This is a genomic window from Clostridium tetani (assembly GCF_900167265.1).
Classification (GTDB): Bacteria; Bacillota; Clostridia; order Clostridiales; family Clostridiaceae; genus Clostridium_G; species Clostridium_G tetani.
This window is the reverse complement of record NZ_FUWT01000009.1, coordinates 88,164-107,587: the sequence shown is the minus strand read 5'-3', so window position 1 is coordinate 107,587 and position 19,424 is coordinate 88,164. Positions and strand designations below refer to the sequence as shown.

The window sequence follows — 19,424 nt, the reverse complement described above, 5'->3', positions numbered from 1 at the left end:
AGATGCAGTTAAATCAGATTCATCAATAAAATTTTCCGTAGCATTTGAAACACATACACCAGAGCAAATATCAAAATTTAAAGAGTTTAGAAATAGATACAATGAAAGATTTATATTTATTGATGAATTTGGCACAGAATACAGAGGATATTTCCAAGGAAATTTTGATATAGATACTCCTATTGAAGGTGATATATACTACATGAGTTGTGAATTAATATGTCCTTGTGGAATTGAAGGTTGGAATGGTGATAGCAATGAATTATAGGGTAGAAATAATTGATAAAGGTGAAAAAAAAACAACCTTAAAAAGAATTGTATTAAATATAGTTATAGATAGAAGAATAGATATGCAAACTGCAAGTGCTACAGTAGTAGTGCAAGATGTGAAGAGTAAAGTACCTAGCTTATATAATTTTGGATATACAGATGGAATAATTGCCAATGGAAATCATATTAGAATTTATATAAGTGATAAAATACAATTTACAGGGATAATAAGGAACTTTGAAATAGATGATGAAGCAAAAACTATAAATATAAATTGTCATGATGTAGGTTGCAAAATATTAAGACCCATTGATGGAGGAGTTCCTTACCATGTATTTAATAATATTAATGCTACACAATTAATAAGCAATATGGCAATTAAAGCAGGTTTAGGAACTCCTATATTCAATATAATATCAAGCAACAATTACGCGATTAAAAATTTAAAAATGCAATATGATGTACAAATGAGTGATATTATAGATGAAGTTTTAAAGACATTAGAAGCCAGAGCTAGAGTATTAAAAGATGGTACATACAAAGTAGAAAAATTATACCCAGATTACAAGGCAAGTAATGTACAAAATAAAATAAACTATGATTTTTATTACGAGGATTTTATTATAATAGGTAAGGCAAATAGAAAAAGAGGTAGTGAAACCTTATATAATAGAGTTTTAGTTAGACATGCAAATGATAAATATAATGTATTTGAAGATCCCAGTATGGTTGCTTATTTAGGATATAAAAACTTTAAAGAAATTGAAAGTCCTTTAGGTGATACAGTAGATAAAAGACAAAAGGTAGCTAGTAGATTTTTCTTAGATTGTTGGAGAGAAAACTCTAATGTAGATATAGTAGCAACCAAAGGAAATCCTGATTTAGATTTAGGTAAAATAGTAAGAATAAAATTAAATGAAATGATTGGACATTATATCGTTACAGGAATAAGAACAGAATTAACACCAGATGGAAATTACATAGACCAAATATCACTTGATGGTATGAGAGAAGTAACTAATATAGCTAAATTAGGTAAAGGTAATTACACCTTAAAAGAAGGTGATAACTAATGAAACAGAATGATTTTAGAAAGCCAGTTGTTTATATTTTAGACCAAGAGCTTAGAAGAAGGGATTTAAAAAATAAAATAAAGTTTGAAGGTGGAGAAGAGTATAAAGGTGAGTTGCCTGAATATCCAGTAAGATTAGTAAGAGATACAAATAAAAAAGTGATAAAATGTATATATGCAGAAAATACAGAGTTAGAATGGTCAGAGGAACTTATAAGAAATACAGAGGGAAAGGTATATAAAATAAAGACTATATATCCAAATAAATCAGAGAAAGCAATAGAATTATTCAAAAATCCAGATAATAGAGTAGAATTAATAGATTATGTATAAGGGGATGATGATATGGGGCTACCAAGTTATGTGATTAACTGGGATGAATTATCCGATTTAATATCAGATTATTTAAAGAATGGTGTAAATGCAGATATAGGTAATATAACATTTAATACAGAAGATATAGAAAGATTGTTAAGTGAAATTAAAGATAAAATACAAGGCGTAGACTACAATGACTTAATTCAAGCCTTAAATGATTTAGGTGCAAAATTAGATGGATTAAGTGGTAATTTAGGAATATTAGGAACACAAAAGATACATGGAAAAATGTTAGAAGTACCAGCAATAGTAGGACAGCATACAATAGAATTTACTGCACCAGCTAACAGTAAGTTAACGGGTATAACTTATTCTCAATCTAGTTGGAGGTTTGAAGATAGTTGGGATTTAGTTGTAGAAGAAGAAAAACTATTCACAGAAACAAGAACTAAAGAATATGGTGAGCATAAGTATTTTAATGTATTTTATCCTGTAGATGGTACTATAAAATTTATTTATAACAATAATAGTGGATCTTCTAAAGTGGTATGGGTAGATTTTTGTATTCTTGAAGGTGGTTCAGAATGAGTTTATCAAAATATATAATTAATTTTGAGGAATTAGCAGATGAATTAAAAAAACGAATATTAAAGTTGATTGATGATGAATTGAGGAGCAAATATTCAAAGTTAAATACAAATGATATAGAAGGACTATTAGAGGATTTAAAAGAACTATTACCAAGTCTACAGTACAATATGTTAAAGAAAAAGATAGAGAATTTTATTTATTACAATTATAATGGTATGCAAAAAGTGGATAGTAAACTATTAGATATTCCTCCAATTATACAAGAAAATAAAGAGGATTTTATATTTGATAAAGATGTATATTTGACAGGATTACATTTTAATCAAACTGGATGGAAGAAAGAAGATACTTATACCTTAGAAATAAATAAAAATAGAATAATAAATAATGCAACTATAAAAGAAATAGGAGAGCATAAATACTTTAATACATTTTATAAAGTTAATGCTAATACACCTATTTCTTTTATTTTGCATAATAACAGTGGTAATAGTAGACAAACAATGGTAGATTTAGAATATTTAATAGGAGAAATAGTAACACCACCAGAACCACCAATTGAAGAACCGGAAACACCAACAATTGATGATATTTTAAATGACTGGGATATTGCGGTAGTAATGCAATGGGAAGCTAATACAATGGCAGATATAGATTTGCATGCAGTTATTGGAGATAAATACATCTATTTTGGAAATAAAGAGGAGTGGAATTTTTTCTTGAATTTTGATTTTAGGCAACATATGACTAATCAAAATCCTGAAATATTAAGTGTTAAAGGATATAAGAATAAAAAATTAGAGATATACATACACAACTTTGATGGGATTGGACTAAATGAACCTGTAAATTTAAAGATATATGAAAAAAGACCATATGGAAATAACTTGATAAAGGAACTAAATATAGATATAAGCCCAAGTAGGGATGTAATTAGAGAAACTATACAAATAAATCTAAACACTTTAGAAATAAAAGAAATAAATAGAGATATTAACTTAGAAAAATTTTTAGGAGGTAGATAAATATGGCAGAAGAAAAATTTTATTATGCAGAAGGAAGTTGCCAGGTTAAGGATTTAGTAAAAAATCTAGTAACGGAAATAACAAAAAATGCTGGAATATACAAATGGAATTTGGTTTATCCAAAAACACTAGATGAAATAGGAACATCAGGTGAAAATAAAGAAATAAATCTTATTACAGATGATTCTACAACAGATAAGGTGGATACTAAGTTTACAGTAACAGAACAAAATGATACCTGCATTATTAAGGCTACAACAACATATGGTAAAGAATTTTATGTAAAAATAGATAGAGAAAAAGCAGATTTAACAAAAGAGGAAAAGAAAGCATTAGTTGATTTTAAAAGTTTACATAGATATTGTATACGGGAATATTGTTATGATAGAACAGATGCGCAAGTATTAGAAATAATGGCAGGTGTAAATGATGAATCAAGTAAAAGTGGAGATTACAATGCTTACGTAAGTGCCATGACAAAATCTAATTCAATTAATAATATAAGATTACAAATATCAGATAAATTAAATAAAGAAGGTAATGATTTAGATATACCTAAAAATATGCAAAAGGAATATAATTATAGACTAGCTTGGTATAGAAAGTTACAACCAGAAATTAAGGACTTTTTACCAGTTCAATATTGGATCAATGTAACTAAAGATAGTATAAATTTAGTTTTGCGTGGAGATCCTTCGGCAGATGTGCATCCATATGAAAACTATTTAACATCCTATGCTTATATGGGAGCATTAAAACCAGTTGAAGATAGTGCTACAACAGATGATAAATATAATTTTGGTATAACTGTATCTTCTGATATAGAACCTAATTATACAAAGCTCTATGGAGAAAGAACAGCTACTGGAGTAACAGATATGTGTATGATAGCTAATAAAATAGGTATGCCTTATCAGCCACATTACCCTGCTTTCTATGCTACTAATCCATTTATGGACAAGTGTAATGTAGAAGGTTCGAGATGGAATCATAAGAAACATCAATTTAGCGATATTACTTTAGTACATCCAGTAGATATGGAAAGAGGAAAGATGATCAATGTACTTGCTGGAGATGCTAGTGCAATATATGATATGGATAAATTAGCATATAAGAAAGATACAGATGAAGAAGAATATTACAAGAAATTTAAACTCACAGCACCTTTTAATTTTCTTAATAATAGTGCAAATATTAATTATTGTATAGCTATAAGGTGTTATAAAACAACAGAATAGGAGGTTCTTTATATGCCCCTACATAAAATACCCCTATGTAGTCTTAAATATGTAGGGGATACTCATTCTGGTGCAACTTTTAAATATGATATTACAAGCAAAGTGTTAAAACATAAAGAAAAACTATTTTATAAGGATAAGATAGTTGAAATAGATAAGACTAGAGGAGATAAACTCTTATATAAGTATTTTTATAATATAGAAAAGAAGAATAATGAATATTTATATAAAGAAAATCCCATTATGGTAAAAGAATTTGAAAAAGAGCTAAAGTTGCATGACAGAGAAATAAATAAAGATAAAAGTATGCCTTTAGAAGATACAAACATTATAGAATTTAATAAAAAGAAAAGTATGCAACTAGGGCAAAAGGAATGTATAAATATAAACATAGAAGTAGATACAGAACTCCAACCTAGAGATAGTATAGATATACATGTAGAAACAGACAAGAATTTACTAGAGTTTAGAAATATACAATTAAATAAAGATAATAAGTGTATAAATCTAAATATAGATAGAGAAAATTTACAATTAGATAAATTTGAAAGTATATATACAAATAAAATAACAGAAAAAGGATTATCTAAATATCAATTTATACAAAGTTTAAAATTAGAGAAAAACACAGGCATGGAAAAACATGATTATAGATTTTTAAATAGGATTTATTTTAAGGAAATTGACATGTATAAATTAAAGTTTTTTGAAAAGTATAGGGATAAGTATATAGATAAAGATAAATATAATTTTGTAGACAGAGTGAATTTTAAAAAAATAGATACTATAGAAAATCCAGATATTTTAAAAAGAATTGGTATAACTAAAATATTAAAATCTAATATTGTAAATAATTTAGATAGTATAACCATAAGAAGAATTAGTAAAGATTACAATATTAGATTAATGCATAAGATACTACTTAAGAATATAGAAAAATACAAATATATAGATTGTTTAGATAGAATAAATATAAAATCTATAGATAAAGATAAGAATAAAAAGTATTTCTATAGAGAAGGGTTAAAGACTATAGATAAATATTATAATAGATATTTAGATAGGGAGGCTATAATATCTATACATAGAGATAATGATAAATATTTAGATTATATGCCTTTAATAAATGTCTATAAACAAATAGAAAAAGATTTATTAGATTTAACTATTTGGGATATATATAAAGAACATGATGAGCAATTACAAGGTACACTCATGAAAAACATATATAAAGTAGGCAATAATAATAAATTTATTGAGGTGGCCAAAAGATGGTGGTGGCTAAATCCCACAGATCCAATGGATAAATTAATTATTCCTAATAAAGACTATGAAAAAATGAAAGAGCTATTAGAAAATCCTAACTATGAATATCTAAGATATAATGACAATCCTATTGAATGGGGTAAATATTGGGGAATAGATTATAATATCCCACCTATGCCAGTATCAATAGAAATAATGGTAGATTTAATAAATATATTAATAATGGTATGGCATAAAAATGTACAAGCTTGGATGTGTTGTAGTGGTAAAGAAGCTGTACAATTTATTATGGAATTATTATATGATTGGTATTCTTTAGATACATCCAAACCTAATAAAGACTATATTAGAGCTTACAGGTGGGTTAGATGGGAAGCTGAAAAAGTATATTTCTTAAACGCTGAAAATGGATTACAAGCTATAGGAATATTAATAGCTAACTTAATAGATTATATGAAATACCATCATTTTGATTTAGTCCCATTATGGAGAAATCCAAAAGCTATGGATATAGAAAGAAACTTTAATAGGATAGTACAAAATGGAGATATTATGAAAGATTTAGACAAACTAAAGGGCAGTAGACACTATTGCATTGAAACGCAAAATTTTGAAAGAAAAAATATATTTGGAGAGTGATAATATGTTAGAAAGCACAATAGATTTTAAAAAACCAAGACAGAAGATGTGGGGAATATTAAAAGATAAACAACTAATATCTTTACCATATGGACATGAAACTAATGAAGAAGGAAAAGAATTAACCAGTTATGCAACTAATTGTTATGAAGATGCATTAGCAGAAGCACACACATTATTAGCACAGGGTACAGGAACCAAAAATATACAAGTGGTTGAATTTGTACCATATGATTATATTATGCAGCCCAGAGTTTAATTGAGGTGGTAGTTTATGAAATTAATAAAAGTGAAGGATGGAGTATTAGAGGTAGATAATTTTTATCTTACCTCTTTTTTTAATGACTTTGCAGGGAATTCAAATATAACTAGAGATATTAAAACAGGTAAGATAAAACTAATGAGTAATAATAAGATGGAAAGAAAATTCGATTATAATGAATTTGTTATAGAGCTAGAGAAAGAAAATTTCAAGCACATGAATGACTATGATTACTCTATGATTTACTTAGGAAATAATGAGTATACCTTTGGTATTAAAGATGAAGAATTAGATCAACAGAATAAATATTGGAAAATATTGAAGCAAGATAATTATATACAGGCTTATTCGAGTACAGATGGTATGAATTATAAAAATATAGGTGGTATGAAATTCGATGAAGCTATGACTAAACAAGGATTTATGAAATATAGTGCTGAAGATTTTATATTAAATAAATATAGTGTTTATGATAATCCTTATATAACTATTCAAAATTTCCCTGAAAATACTATTTGTGAATTGTATGATTTAAAAGGGAATTTATTAAAGACAAGGATATTTGATAAGAACTTAGAATGTAAAGTATTTATAGATGGTAATATGGTAGGATATTTTATATTTAAAGATCAAGATAATAATGAGATTTACACTACAAGTCATTTATCTTTACAGTATGGGGATGTTTATATATGTAGTCCTTACAATTTTGAAATTATATATCATGGTAATGTGGTTACTAATGTGAATCCTGCTACACTCCAAGATTTAGAGGAGCTTATAACTATTAAAAACATTGGAGATAAAGATTATACAAACATCAACATAGGCACTGAAACAAGCAGTAATGACCTGATACAATTGTCTTTTGATGGAGAAAATTATAAAGAATGTTTGGTTGTATATAGTATTGAACAAGGTGAAAGCAAAGATATATTTGTAAGAATAACTAAAAATGCAGAAAATCACAACTTTAATGTTAGGGATTTTCAATTAGTTATCAATGAATAGAGGTGATGATGTGAGCAAATTTTTTAATGTAACACATGACAAGGATATAGTTTTAGATGACAGTATAATATCCAATAAGACTGCATGGACAAGTAAAAAAATACATAAAGAGATAGTAGATAAAAGAATTACTAAATTTGAAGAACTTGAAGATGTAGATGTAGTAAACAAGCAGGACAAACAACTAGTAGCTTATTCAAAAGATACAGGTAAATTTACTACTATAAATGGAACAGAAGCAGGAGAAATTACAGGTGCAAGCATGAAGCAAATATCTAAGATGGGTGTTATAGGAAGTCCTGAAGAACCTAGAATAGTAAATATATCTGTTAATACAATAGATTTTAAAGTACCCCGTGTAAATGTGCTTAAATATGATTTAGGCACACAGAATATTATATTAACAAAGAATGAATTTACTAATGGTGAATCTAACGATTTTGAAAAAGATCCAATGATGGTGTTTGATGGTAAGGCACATCTAAAAACAGAACACACATCTAATTTCGCGTTCAATAGAGAAATGGATATTAAATCAGAGTATGTTGTTACTTTCAAAAAGTCCAATTTTAAAAAAGTAGAAAGTTTCAAAATTGGGGAAGATGGGGTTATAAAAACTTTAGTTACTACAGCTATACCCCATGATAGATTATTAATTCCAAAGTGTGATATGAATTTAAGTAATGTAGAAAATATAGACTATTTTAATCTTACTGCTACAGGTGAAAATATAAGGATAGTTTGTTCAGTTGATAGTGGACAAACATGGAAAGTATTTAAAAATGAGAAATGGGTAGATATTAATTTAGATGTAGAGGACATAAGAACTAACGGGATGACTATTGACTTATTTAACTCTATTAATGATGTATTTTGGAATGAGTTAGTAACTACTAAAAAGATAAGATTTGCCTATTTATTATCCATGAACAATATAGATAATATAGAAGAATTAAAAAACCTTGACCTTCAATATGACGGTGAGGGCAAATGGATACAAGCTAAAGAAGATACATTTGATGTTGTATATGCAAGTAATACATTATTACAAGTACATGTGAAGTTTAATGGTGATATAAAAATCAATTATTGAGTAGCCGATTTATTCGGTTGCTCTTTTCTTTAAAAGATAGATTCTAAATAAGATTTTATAGAAAGGAATGATAGCATGGATAAAAACTTATGTGTAAACGGTACAGTTATTGCATCGAATGATTATCAACCCTCATATCCTGAAAGAAAGAAGGAATGTGCATTTGATGGAAATTTAGATACAAATTGGGGTGGCATTACTGGACAAACAATAGATAAATCTTGGATAGGGTATGATTTTTTAAAACCAATAACAATAATAAAAATAAAACTGCATCAATCTAATAATAGTAATTCTTCTATAAATATAGTGTCAGTGCAAGGTTTCGATGATGAGATGCAATGGAAAGAAATTAAACAGTTTTCATTGATTCCTGGGTTAAATATATTAGATTTATCAACAAATAATAAAGCATTTAATAAATATAGATTAGTGGCAAAGACAGATGTAGGTATACCAACGTGGGCGTGGTTAGTAAAAGAAATAGAAATGTACGGGAATCTATATAAATTTTTACTTAAACAAAACTCTAACTATCATTCGATTAAAAACAATTTTTATAAACTTGGACAACCTAATGATAATGCACAATTAGAGCAATGGTATGATAAATATGGAACAAAAAACATTAATACTATACTAGAACCATTAGATTTTAAAGACGTTCCAATGAGTTTAGAGGAATCTACGGGAATATGGAAAACAGATTTTGAATTAGATGCTAATAAGATTCTAGGCAACATTAAGATGATAGAAGAAAGTATAAAAAACAAAGGAAATAAAGTAATTAGATATGAATGTGAACAATATAAAATTTATGATAAATTAGATAATGAATTTGAAATAATGATGGATGTGTAAAGAAAAACTTGATTAATAAACAAATTTTATTACGAAAGGATGATATAGTTTGAATAAAAAAAAATACTCTTTGAATTTTAAAAGTGATGGTTATATTTTTTTCGATAACTTTCCAAAGTTTGGAGATAACTACACCTTGCAAATTTGGATTAATAGCAATTCGAATTCTTTTAACGCTTGGTCAGGGTTATTTATGCGTGGTGACTTAAATACTTCTCAAGGATTATATTGGTACGGTAAAGACTTGTGTTTTACTAATGCTGTAAGTGGAAGAGTAGTAATAGATACTGTAGACAATTTTCCAATAGGAAGTTGGCACAATATAACAATTGCCCATGAGAAACAATTCATAAAATATTATAGAGATGGAAACTTTATTAGAAAATTTCAAGTTGGTAAATCTATTAATAGTTTAGATGATTTGTATATAGGTGTTTGGGACAATTATTCAAGATATAATGGAAAAGTATCCGAAGCTAGAGTATGGAGTAAAGCACTAAATGACCAAGAAGTATTATTTACTTATAATAAAGAACTAACAGGAAACAATAGACATTTAGTTGCTCATTGGGGAATAAACGAGGGTAATCTTACGGAGATATATGATTATTCTAATAATGGATATAACGGAAGGGTTTACGGTGGAGAATGGGTTGAAGATTCTCCAAGTATTTATTGTTATAAATATCTGATTAAACAAGATTCAAATTATTACTCAATTAAACCTGAATATATCCAAGAAGAAGTGTTTAAGTCTTTAATTTTAGATGGTGGTAAAAAACCTAATAGAGATGATTTTAATAAATATGGATTTAATAATTTAAATGATTTATTAATAGAATATAATTTAGAAAAGCTGTTTAAACCTGCAGATATATTAAAGAAGATCAATAGTGGCAAGTTTCATATAGTTATGATGGAGATGTAATAAATTAATCAATAAAAGTAGATTTAAAAAGAATACTAGACTAGAAAGAGTCTTTTTTCAATGCAAAAATAGGAGCAATGCTACGTTGCCATTGCTCTTTTATCTAGGAAAGGAATTTTAATATGAAACTATGACTATTAATAGTATAACCATAATATTACTTTTATACAATTATTTATTTTAATAAAAGGAGCAGTGTATTATATAGCACTGCTCTTTTTGAGTGGATTGAGGATAATTATTATCTATATGTTCGTGTTAAATGAAAGAGTTTATAGAAGAAAAACGGGAAGGAATTCTAGAAAGATAATTAATGTATAAAATCCACATTTTTCATTTTAGATTGACAGGTTTTCATATATCATCTATACTATATAAATGATGCAAATACTAAAAAGAAGGGTTTAAGGGGTTAGAACAGATATTAATTTTGAAGAATATAAAAATTTAATTGGAAAACTAAGTAGTCTAAAAGTAAGAGAGTGGTATATTTATCATGATAAAAACATTGTTAATAAAATAGATAAATCATTAGAAATAAAAGAGCAAGCAATAAAAGCTCATTTGCTAAGAAACAAATATAGAATGCAAGCCAGAAAACTAATGAAAGATAGAGAGTTAGCAGCATATTTGGATATTAATAATTCTAATTTACCATTTGAGTATTATGAAAATAAATATTTAAAACAAGGATACACTGGTAATTTACTTTATAGAAAAATATTAGAAGCTTCAAATAGAACAAATAAAGAAGTAAATAAACAATTAGGAATAATATAATAAGAACTAGAAGGCACTCAATAAGGTGTCTTTTTTATTGCAATAAAATAAAGAGTAATGATTGCCAATCACTACTCTTTTAAAATTATAAAGGAGATTTAATGTTTAAAAAAACTATTAGTATTATAGACACATCTTAAATTTAATATACAAGAAAAGTAATTAAAAATTTAAATAAAAATAAGAGCAATAATAACATAATATTGCTCTTATTTAAGTGAAGGAAAATACAGTATGAAACACATTCATTAAGAGTATAGACTAAATTTAATTTTTATATACAGTTATTGATTTTAATAAAAAAGAGCAATGTACTGAAACACTGCTCTTTTAATTGAAAGGCGGTAATGATTATGAATATGTTGATATTAGGATTATAGACAGATTAAAAAAATATTATACAATTTGGAGGTGCAATATGAATGAAGAATTAATAAGGGATAAACTTGGAACACATGATAAAAGACTTAATGATCATGCAGGGAGGCTAGATAAACTAGAACAAAATCAAAGCAGAGTAGATGTGAAAATAGAAAATTTATGTGATCAAATTAAACAATTAGTAAGTGTTATGAAATGGTATATTGGGTTGACAGTAGGAGCTTTAGTTAGCTTCTTTTTTTATGCAATTCAACACAATATTTTTAAATAGGAGGATGCTTTATGGAAATGAACATAATGGAATTTATTACAGAGCAGGCATTTATATTGGTACCTGCTTTATACGTTTTGGGACTAATGTTAAAGGGAACAGAAAAGATTAAAGACTGGACAATACCATGGATACTATTAATTATAGGTATATTAGGTTCTATAGCTTTAATTGGACTCAATGCAAATGCAGTAATACAGGGAATACTTACAGCAGGTGTTGCAGTATTTGGAAATCAATTAGTAAAACAAACTACAGTAAAAAGTAAGGAGGAGAAATAGTTGAGCTATACAACTAACTTTATAAATAGTGTTAAAGATGGGGCTATAGCTTCACAGAAGAAATATGGGGTATTAGCTTCAATTACTATTGCACAGGCAATATTAGAGAGTGGTTGGGGCAAAAGTAGTTTATCAAGAGATTGTAAAAATCTATTTGGAGTAAAAGCCATAGGTGGATGGAGAGGATGTAAAAAAAGTTATCCTACATATGAATATTATAATGGTAAGAAGACACTTATAAATGATTACTTTAGAGTTTATAATAGCTACGCAGAAAGTATAGAGGATCATGCTTTATTTCTAGTAAATAATTCTAGATATAAACAGCATGGTTTTTTTAATGAAAAAGATTATGTAGGACAGGCTAACGCTTTACAGAGAGCAGGATATGCAACATCTCCTATATATGCACAGCAATTAATCAATCTAATAAGGCAACACAATTTAAATGAGTATGATAATATAAATAATTCCTACATTAATATAGATGGTGGGGGATACGCCAGTTATCAAGGTGGTGCTCCAGGAATAAATCTAATAATTAGAGATTACAGCAAAGATATTAATAGAATATTCGCTTGGGTGGATAACGATAAAGGGGCAAGTTGGGCATTTGATTTAACACCACCTAATAGTAATTACACTAAGTTATTTAAAAACACGAGTAAGGTAATAACCAAGAGAAATGGCGGTTATACTTTTTCTAAGGGAAGTATTTATAAAATAAATGTTAAAGGATATGATAAGAAAGGTAAAGTTGTAGCAGAAAATCAAATAGTTCTTAAAGTACCGAAGTGTTAATTTATAGATAGTTCTTAGGCTAAGCTAAGAACTATCTATTTTTTTATTTTACATATAACTAATTTTATCTAATATTGTCGAATAGCTTGTACCAAATGTAGAAAAGTTTTACAATAAAGAAGAAACCACCGTGAATGGAACTAAAATGGTTTCTTAAAAATGATGGTATTTCATTGTTTATACTTCTATTATACTAGTATATTCTCTGAAATACAATATAATGGAGGATGTTATGAATAGAGAACTATATAAAAATTTAATCAATAATACAATTGAATATTATTTACCGGAATATAATTTGCAACAAATAATAAATAATTTAACAAAACAAAAAATAGCAAGTTATAAAGAAAAAGAAAATAGTGTTTTAATTAATACATCTGAATCAAAAAGCCAAAGGATTAAGAAATGTATTGATAATAATTCAGATACGTTTTACATAATAGAAAATATGCTTATAAATAAAGCATACAGATATGCTATTTACTATAAATGTGATAATTTTAACCTTAATGATAATATAGAAAATTATATTGATATTGAAAGTTTAAAATGTGAAAAATTTAATTTGATTGAAGAATTTGATAAACCTATATTTGTACAGACTGACGATTACATTGCATTTAAATTTTGTAAATCTATAAATCCTTTTATTATTAAATTAGATCAAACAAAAGATGTTTTTTATTCTACATTGTGGGTTTATCATAAAAAGATGAAAATATTAGAACATAGATTTGATATGATAGGGTTTAAATCTGATGATACTTTTTATGAGACTACATTTAAACCACAATTGTACAAAATATGTACAGATTTTAATTGTACTATTAATGAATTTAGAACAAGTAAAATAATAAAATGTATTGTACAGAATAAAAAAGATGAAGTAAATGAAATTTCACAATGTATGGGTTTAAAAGCTGATAGTTTGGCAAAACTAAAAGCAGGTAAAACTTTAGTAATGCCATTCATAGGAGATTTAGAAATTATTATGGAAGAGAGTAAAGAGCTATTTGACAAAACTAATGAAACAAAGTTAATAAAAAAAATGTTAGAGAAATATATTAACAATATAAAAGAAAATGCCAAATATAAATCAAGATTACTGTCTTGGTGTAAAGGAGAATATAATTCTCTTTGTGTAAATATATTATTTAGTTATAGAGATAAAAACTATGATTTGTTTAATTTCCAGGATCCTAAAAAAATTAATATGGAGTTGATGAATTATGCCATCGAATATATATGGGGGATTAGAGGGGATATTGAAAATATTAGATGACAAACAGATTGAAAGTTTGAAAAGCTTTTTAGAATATCAATATAAGAGTCATGTTTCTTGTAGCGATATAGCTAATAGACTTGATATTACATATGATAAAGCAAAAGAATTAATTAAAATTTTATTGAGAAATAATGTTTTGGAAATGAATTTTAAAATTTTTTGTGAAAATGAATTAGATACCAATATACAAGATACTTATGAAAATATAGAAGATATACCTGAAGAGCCATGTAGCAATTGCGAAAAAAAATGTTCTATTTTAAAAAATGTGATAGTTATATATAAAGTTATAAGTAGGGATATATATGAGTGAAGAAAAATATAAATTCCAAGAATGTGAGTACCTATTAGATAAATTTGAGGATTTTAATAAAGATGCTCCTGATATACTAGCAAAGGTTTTACAGAAAAGGAGTGGAATAAATTCTGAGGAATTTAACGAATTATATAAATTGCTTATAAATATGCACTCAAATGAAGAAAAATATAAAGGAGTAAAGGCAAAGACAAAAGGAAATATATTAGAAAAAATAATAGAGCTTATAACTATAAAAACAAAATTATTTAAATTGTTTACTAATGTAAGTAATAATTCAAATGAATATGATATTATAATTACTCCAAGTGAATTAGCTACAATGTCATATAATGCATTACCTGAGATCATATATCAGCCAATAATATGTGAGTGTAAAAATTATAAAAAACCTGTTGATGTAACTTGGATAGGAAAGTTTTATATGCTCTTATCTATTTCAAATATAAAATGTGGAATTATTTTCTCTTATGAAGGTATTACTAGTGGAAAAGGTGCAGGCAAAGATAAGGGACAAAATGATTCTGAAGAATGGAATAATGCTAAAGGATTGATAAAAAAGATTTTTCTTAAAGATGGGATAGTTATTATAGATATATCAAAAAAAGAATTGGATTCAATTAAAAATGGTAAAAGATTATATGACATAATACAATCGAAGTATGCAGATTTAATGTTTATGACTAATATTGAAAAATATAAAATAGAGCATATATCAAGTGAAAAAATTAAGGAAATAATTGAAGATGTTAATGAACAAGTAGAATTCTATGAAAGTAAAAAATTTAAAAAGTAGTAGGTAGATTAAATATAATTATCTTAAATCAAGCTACACTAGAGGACTTGGAAGAGTTAAAGCAACTAATAAAAGAAAGAGAAGAAAATTTAAATAGTAATAACATTTAGGTAGCTAGCTGCTACCTCTTTTTTTATTGTTGTAAAATGTCTAAATATGTAGTAAATATTTACATACAATCTCCTATTGTACTATAATGGAGTTAATTACAATAGGGGGGGGTATTGGAATGTCGGAGCTTAAATAAGCAAATAAAAAATATTTTATTTGTTTAATAACTTTTATTTTAACATTTGTAGTCGGATTAAAATCAGCTATATTTTTTTTAATATCATTAGGATTTTTAATAGCAATGTTTATTTATGCGTTTAAAATAAGTACTATTAAGAAAAATATAAAAGATCAATCTTCAAATAATGAAGTAGTTAATGAAAAAACAGAAGATAATCTCTTAAAGCAAACCGATTATTTAAGTAATATTCACGAATTAGAAGATGATAAAGGGAGAGAAGAAACATCAGACTTGTCTAGCGATGAATATTATAAAAAACTTTGTGGAAGAGACAAACATATTAATTATTCTAAAAGTGTTTTTGATGAATTTGTTGTAATAGATTTAGAAACTACTGGGCTATATCCAGTTACAGATAAAATTATAGAAATTACGGCAATTAAATATAAAAGTGGACAAATAGTAGAAAAGTATAATACTTTGATTAATCCTAAAATCAATATACCTAAAAGGGCTACGGAAATTAATAATATAACTAATAATATGGTTAAAGATAGCCCTGTAATAGAAGATGTCTTACCAGAGTTATTAAAATTTATAAAAGAGTACCCATTAGTTGCACATAACGCTAGCTTTGATATAAAATTTTTGAATGCAAATTTAGCTTTAATAAATAGAGAAATAAAAAATGTTGCAATTGATACCCTTCAATTAAGTAGAGCTATGTATACATTTTTACCGAATCATAAATTAACCACGATTAAAGAACATTTATGTATATCGGAAGACAATTCACATAGAGCTTTACCAGACTGTATTACAACTGCTGAAATATATTTAGATTATTGCTATAAAGCAAATAATAATTTAAAAGAATTTAATGAATTAGAAAAAGCATGTTTTAAGGTAATAAAAGATATGTTAAATAAAAATAATAGAGATACTGAATTTTTAAAACTAAAACACACAGGGAATTATACAGATATAGCATATTTTTATCCATTAGTTAGAATAAAAGTTGGTGATAGAAAACAATATTTTCTTACTAACATTCCACTTGAAGAATTAAAAGAACATGAAACAGAAAAACCTTCTAAATCTGAAAATTTTAAATCAAGAATACATTTAAAATCAGAAGAGGATTTAAAGCCATTTGAGGAATATATTATACAAATCTTTGATGAAAAAAAGAAAAGTTTTGAATGGTATAAAAACAACATTAAAAGTTCAGAAATTGAAATAGTTAAATATCTTGCAAATTAATATAAAAGAAGATCTAAAGTTTAAGCCTTAGATCTTCTCTTATTTTATGTCAAAAATAAGATGTATTAAAAATCCCTACTATTATATAATATATGTAATAACATTTTATAAATATATAACATGTAAGAGGTAATGAAATCTCTTTAATGGATGTTTTAGGTACAGATGAAGATGCTATAGTAGATATTGTGGAATATAGAATAAAACTAAAAAAACTTTATGAAAAAATAGATATTTGCCTTACTGAAAGGGAAAAAGCTGTTATAGAAATGAGATATGGTTTAGTTGACGGAGGAATAAAAACTCAAAGAGAAATTGCGGAGATATTAGGTATATCTAGATCTTATGTATCTAGAATAGAGAAAAGATCCTTAAAAAAACTATGCAAGGAAATGCAAAAACCATAAAGGCTTTGAATTAAGCTTAGATATGGTATAAAATATAGAGAGATTTTAAAACAGTATAAAGTGAGGAAAACATATGAAGTACACAGGATTATTAGGAAAAAATATATCTTACTCACAATCACCTAAGATTCATAATGAATATTATGAAAAAAACAATATTCCATTTAAATATAAAATATTTGATGTAAATGAAGATGAGCTATTTTACTTTATAGATACATTATACAGAAAAAACATAGTAGGATTTAATGTAACTATACCTTACAAAACTAAGATTTTAAAATATATAGAAAAGCTTGTATACCCAGCTGATAAAATAGGAGCAGTCAATACGGTTGTAGTGCTAAAAGACAAATTAATTGGATTTAATACTGATTACTATGGCTTTACTGAAAGTCTAAAAAGAAGAAATGTTGAATTAAGAGATAAGAATGCATTAATTATAGGAAATGGCGGTTCAGCTCTTTGTGTTTATTATGCATTAATGGACATAGGGTGTAAAAATTTAGATGTTTTATGTAGAAATAAAGATAAAAACATAGAAAAATTGAAAGAAATAAGATGTTTTTACGATTTTTATGATATTATAAAATATGAACAGTATGATATAATAATAAATTGTACTCCTTTGGGAGGAAACAACTATATAAAAAATCTTCCAATAAATTTAGAAAAAATTAAATTAAAAAAAGATGTGATAATATACGATTTAAATTATAAGACACAAGATACTATTTTTATAAATCAGGCAAAAAGTATGAATATAATGGCAATTAATGGAGAAGATATGTTAAGACTCCAGGCTTATAAGGCTATTGATATATGGGGAATATATATATATTAAACGGGGAGGATAAATAAAGTGGAAAGTTTAAGCAATTTGTTAGAAACAACATTACAACATAATGGTTCAGATTTACATCTTACAGTAGGTGTAGCTCCAACAATTAGAGTAAATGGGGAGCTAACTCAAATATCTAAAGATAAATTAAAACCTAAAGATTTAGAGAAATATGCAAAGGAGATTCTTGGAGAAGATTTTGAAGAATATTGTGAAAGAGGAGAAATAGACACTTCTTTTTCTATACCAGGATTAGGAAGATTCAGAGTTAATGTATTTAAACAAAGGGGTAGCCATGCTATTGCTATAAGAATTGTAGGGGTAAGGGTGCCGAGTTTAAATACTCTAAATTTCCCAGAAACCATAAAAGAGTTATCACTTATCAAAAGAGGACTTATATTAGTAACAGGACCTGCAGGAGCAGGTAAAAGTACTACTTTAGCAGCCATGATAAATGAAATTAATTCAAAAAGATCAGCACATATAATAACTTTAGAAGATCCAATAGAATATCTTCATAAACATAATAATTCTATTGTAAACCAAAGAGAAATAGGAAAGGATACCAAAAACTATACTCAAGCTCTTAGAGCAGTTTTAAGAGAAGATCCAGATGTTATATTAGTTGGAGAGATGAGGGATCTAGAAACTATATCAATAGCTTTAACAGCTGCAGAAACAGGTCACTTAGTATTATCTAGTTTACATACTATTGGAGCAGCTAAAACTATAGATAGAATAATAGATGTTTTCCATTCATCACAACAACAACAAATAAGAATACAGTTAGCCACTGTCTTAAAGGGTATAGTATCTCAACAGTTAGTTCCTAGAAAAGATGGAGAAGGTAGAGTAGCAGCCTTAGAAATTATGATTGCTACTCATGGAATACAAAATATGATAAGAGAAGGTAAGGTTCATCAAATAGAATCTTCTATGCAAACAGGAATTAAATATGGAATGAAAACTATGGATATGGCTTTAGCAGAATTATATAAAAAAGAATTGATATCTTATGATAAGGCAATAGCCTACTCTACAGATAGGGAAATTATTAAAAAAATGATATCCATATAAAAAATAGGAGTATTAATACTCCTATTTTTTATATATGTAATAAATGGTGTATAATATATATAGGATAAATTCATAAAAATTCATCAGAATGCAAATAATTTAAAATAATATAGTAA

21 protein-coding genes and 1 pseudogene are annotated in these 19,424 nt (G+C 26.6%); all 22 read left to right on the top strand.

All coding sequences use genetic code 11. The features are described from left to right. The first annotated feature begins 245 nt into the window (after nt 1-245). A complete protein-coding gene (locus B5D21_RS08330) occupies nt 246-1,343 on the top strand; it encodes an XkdQ/YqbQ family protein (protein WP_035124907.1) in 1,098 nt (365 codons plus the stop codon). Further along, a complete protein-coding gene (locus B5D21_RS08325; RefSeq protein ID WP_011099345.1) occupies nt 1,343-1,675 on the top strand; it encodes a hypothetical protein in 333 nt (110 codons plus the stop codon). Before B5D21_RS08330 ends, B5D21_RS08325 begins: the two co-directional genes overlap by 1 nt. Before the next feature lie 12 nt (nt 1,676-1,687). After that, nucleotides 1,688-2,248, top strand: a complete 561-nt coding sequence (locus B5D21_RS08320) for a hypothetical protein (protein ID WP_011099346.1) — start codon at nt 1,688-1,690, stop codon at nt 2,246-2,248. Further along, a complete protein-coding gene (locus B5D21_RS08315; RefSeq protein WP_011099347.1) occupies nt 2,245-3,276 on the top strand; it encodes a hypothetical protein in 1,032 nt (343 codons plus the stop codon). Before B5D21_RS08320 ends, B5D21_RS08315 begins: the two co-directional genes overlap by 4 nt. A 2-nt stretch (nt 3,277-3,278) precedes the next feature. Beyond that, nucleotides 3,279-4,514, top strand: a complete 1,236-nt coding sequence (locus B5D21_RS08310) for a hypothetical protein (protein WP_011099348.1) — start codon at nt 3,279-3,281, stop codon at nt 4,512-4,514. Between the two features lie 12 nt (nt 4,515-4,526). Beyond that, entirely contained in the window at nt 4,527-6,419 is a 1,893-nt protein-coding gene (locus tag B5D21_RS08305; protein ID WP_011099349.1) for a hypothetical protein, read from the top strand. Between the two features lie 4 nt (nt 6,420-6,423). Continuing rightward, on the top strand, nt 6,424-6,678 hold the full coding sequence (locus B5D21_RS08300; protein ID WP_023437986.1) for a hypothetical protein: 255 nt from the start codon (nt 6,424-6,426) through the stop codon (nt 6,676-6,678). Nucleotides 6,679-6,693: 15 nt separating this feature from the next. Continuing rightward, entirely contained in the window at nt 6,694-7,692 is a 999-nt protein-coding gene (locus B5D21_RS08295; protein ID WP_011099350.1) for a hypothetical protein, read from the top strand. 10 nt (nt 7,693-7,702) lie between these two features. Then, nucleotides 7,703-8,785 (top strand): hypothetical protein, encoded by a 1,083-nt coding sequence (locus tag B5D21_RS08290; RefSeq protein ID WP_035124965.1) that lies wholly within the window; start codon nt 7,703-7,705, stop codon nt 8,783-8,785. Nucleotides 8,786-8,860: 75 nt separating this feature from the next. Next, on the top strand, nt 8,861-9,646 hold the full coding sequence (locus tag B5D21_RS08285) for a discoidin domain-containing protein (protein WP_011099352.1): 786 nt from the start codon (nt 8,861-8,863) through the stop codon (nt 9,644-9,646). 49 nt (nt 9,647-9,695) lie between these two features. Continuing rightward, a complete protein-coding gene (locus B5D21_RS08280) occupies nt 9,696-10,574 on the top strand; it encodes a LamG domain-containing protein (RefSeq protein ID WP_011099353.1) in 879 nt (292 codons plus the stop codon). 585 nt (nt 10,575-11,159) lie between these two features. Next, nucleotides 11,160-11,354, top strand: coding sequence for a hypothetical protein (locus B5D21_RS08275; protein ID WP_012047659.1), 195 nt, complete (start codon nt 11,160-11,162; stop codon nt 11,352-11,354). 418 nt (nt 11,355-11,772) lie between these two features. Continuing rightward, entirely contained in the window at nt 11,773-12,006 is a 234-nt protein-coding gene (locus B5D21_RS08270) for a hemolysin XhlA family protein (RefSeq protein WP_035109991.1), read from the top strand. An 11-nt stretch (nt 12,007-12,017) separates the two neighbouring features. Next, entirely contained in the window at nt 12,018-12,287 is a 270-nt protein-coding gene (locus B5D21_RS08265) for a phage holin family protein (protein ID WP_414646498.1), read from the top strand. Beyond that, complete coding sequence (locus B5D21_RS08260; protein WP_011099354.1) at nt 12,288-13,088, top strand: glycoside hydrolase family 73 protein; 801 nt, start codon at nt 12,288-12,290, stop codon at nt 13,086-13,088. Between the two features lie 232 nt (nt 13,089-13,320). Then, complete coding sequence (locus B5D21_RS08255; protein ID WP_035109989.1) at nt 13,321-14,373, top strand: hypothetical protein; 1,053 nt, start codon at nt 13,321-13,323, stop codon at nt 14,371-14,373. Continuing rightward, nucleotides 14,357-14,689: a hypothetical protein gene (locus tag B5D21_RS08250; RefSeq protein WP_035109987.1), complete on the top strand. Its 333-nt coding sequence runs from the start codon at nt 14,357-14,359 to the stop codon at nt 14,687-14,689. The genes B5D21_RS08255 and B5D21_RS08250 overlap by 17 nt, the downstream gene beginning before the upstream one ends. Beyond that, complete coding sequence (locus B5D21_RS08245; protein ID WP_011099356.1) at nt 14,682-15,488, top strand: hypothetical protein; 807 nt, start codon at nt 14,682-14,684, stop codon at nt 15,486-15,488. The genes B5D21_RS08250 and B5D21_RS08245 overlap by 8 nt, the downstream gene beginning before the upstream one ends. Before the next feature lie 352 nt (nt 15,489-15,840). Then, nucleotides 15,841-16,983 carry a 3'-5' exonuclease gene (locus B5D21_RS08240; RefSeq protein ID WP_011099357.1) on the top strand — a complete coding sequence of 381 codons (1,143 nt, stop codon included), beginning with the start codon at nt 15,841-15,843 and terminating at the stop codon, nt 16,981-16,983. Between the two features lie 128 nt (nt 16,984-17,111). Beyond that, nucleotides 17,112-17,390 (top strand): annotated as a pseudogene (locus B5D21_RS08235) (sigma-70 family RNA polymerase sigma factor); the annotation flags it as partial. A 73-nt stretch (nt 17,391-17,463) separates the two neighbouring features. Then, nucleotides 17,464-18,234 carry a shikimate dehydrogenase family protein gene (locus B5D21_RS08230; RefSeq protein WP_011099358.1) on the top strand — a complete coding sequence of 257 codons (771 nt, stop codon included), beginning with the start codon at nt 17,464-17,466 and terminating at the stop codon, nt 18,232-18,234. A gap of 18 nt (nt 18,235-18,252) precedes the next feature. After that, nucleotides 18,253-19,308: a type IV pilus twitching motility protein PilT gene (locus tag B5D21_RS08225; protein ID WP_011099359.1), complete on the top strand. Its 1,056-nt coding sequence runs from the start codon at nt 18,253-18,255 to the stop codon at nt 19,306-19,308. Nucleotides 19,309-19,424: the final 116 nt, after the last annotated feature.

What these genes read in the sequence shown, in the direction of transcription:
- B5D21_RS08330 (WP_035124907.1), top strand. Translation starts at nt 246, where the DNA reads ATGGTGATAGCAATGAATTATAGGGTAGAAATAATTGATAAAGGTGAA.
- B5D21_RS08325 (WP_011099345.1), top strand. Translation starts at nt 1,343, where the DNA reads ATGAAACAGAATGATTTTAGAAAGCCAGTTGTTTATATTTTAGACCAA.
- B5D21_RS08320 (WP_011099346.1), top strand. Translation starts at nt 1,688, where the DNA reads ATGGGGCTACCAAGTTATGTGATTAACTGGGATGAATTATCCGATTTA.
- B5D21_RS08315 (WP_011099347.1), top strand. Translation starts at nt 2,245, where the DNA reads ATGAGTTTATCAAAATATATAATTAATTTTGAGGAATTAGCAGATGAA.
- B5D21_RS08310 (WP_011099348.1), top strand. Translation starts at nt 3,279, where the DNA reads ATGGCAGAAGAAAAATTTTATTATGCAGAAGGAAGTTGCCAGGTTAAG.
- B5D21_RS08305 (WP_011099349.1), top strand. Translation starts at nt 4,527, where the DNA reads ATGCCCCTACATAAAATACCCCTATGTAGTCTTAAATATGTAGGGGAT.
- B5D21_RS08300 (WP_023437986.1), top strand. Translation starts at nt 6,424, where the DNA reads ATGTTAGAAAGCACAATAGATTTTAAAAAACCAAGACAGAAGATGTGG.
- B5D21_RS08295 (WP_011099350.1), top strand. Translation starts at nt 6,694, where the DNA reads ATGAAATTAATAAAAGTGAAGGATGGAGTATTAGAGGTAGATAATTTT.
- B5D21_RS08285 (WP_011099352.1), top strand. Translation starts at nt 8,861, where the DNA reads ATGGATAAAAACTTATGTGTAAACGGTACAGTTATTGCATCGAATGAT.
- B5D21_RS08275 (WP_012047659.1), top strand. Translation starts at nt 11,160, where the DNA reads ATGCAAGCCAGAAAACTAATGAAAGATAGAGAGTTAGCAGCATATTTG.
- B5D21_RS08270 (WP_035109991.1), top strand. Translation starts at nt 11,773, where the DNA reads ATGAATGAAGAATTAATAAGGGATAAACTTGGAACACATGATAAAAGA.
- B5D21_RS08265 (WP_414646498.1), top strand. Translation starts at nt 12,018, where the DNA reads ATGGAAATGAACATAATGGAATTTATTACAGAGCAGGCATTTATATTG.
- B5D21_RS08255 (WP_035109989.1), top strand. Translation starts at nt 13,321, where the DNA reads ATGAATAGAGAACTATATAAAAATTTAATCAATAATACAATTGAATAT.
- B5D21_RS08245 (WP_011099356.1), top strand. Translation starts at nt 14,682, where the DNA reads ATGAGTGAAGAAAAATATAAATTCCAAGAATGTGAGTACCTATTAGAT.
- B5D21_RS08240 (WP_011099357.1), top strand. Translation starts at nt 15,841, where the DNA reads ATGTTTATTTATGCGTTTAAAATAAGTACTATTAAGAAAAATATAAAA.
- B5D21_RS08230 (WP_011099358.1), top strand. Translation starts at nt 17,464, where the DNA reads ATGAAGTACACAGGATTATTAGGAAAAAATATATCTTACTCACAATCA.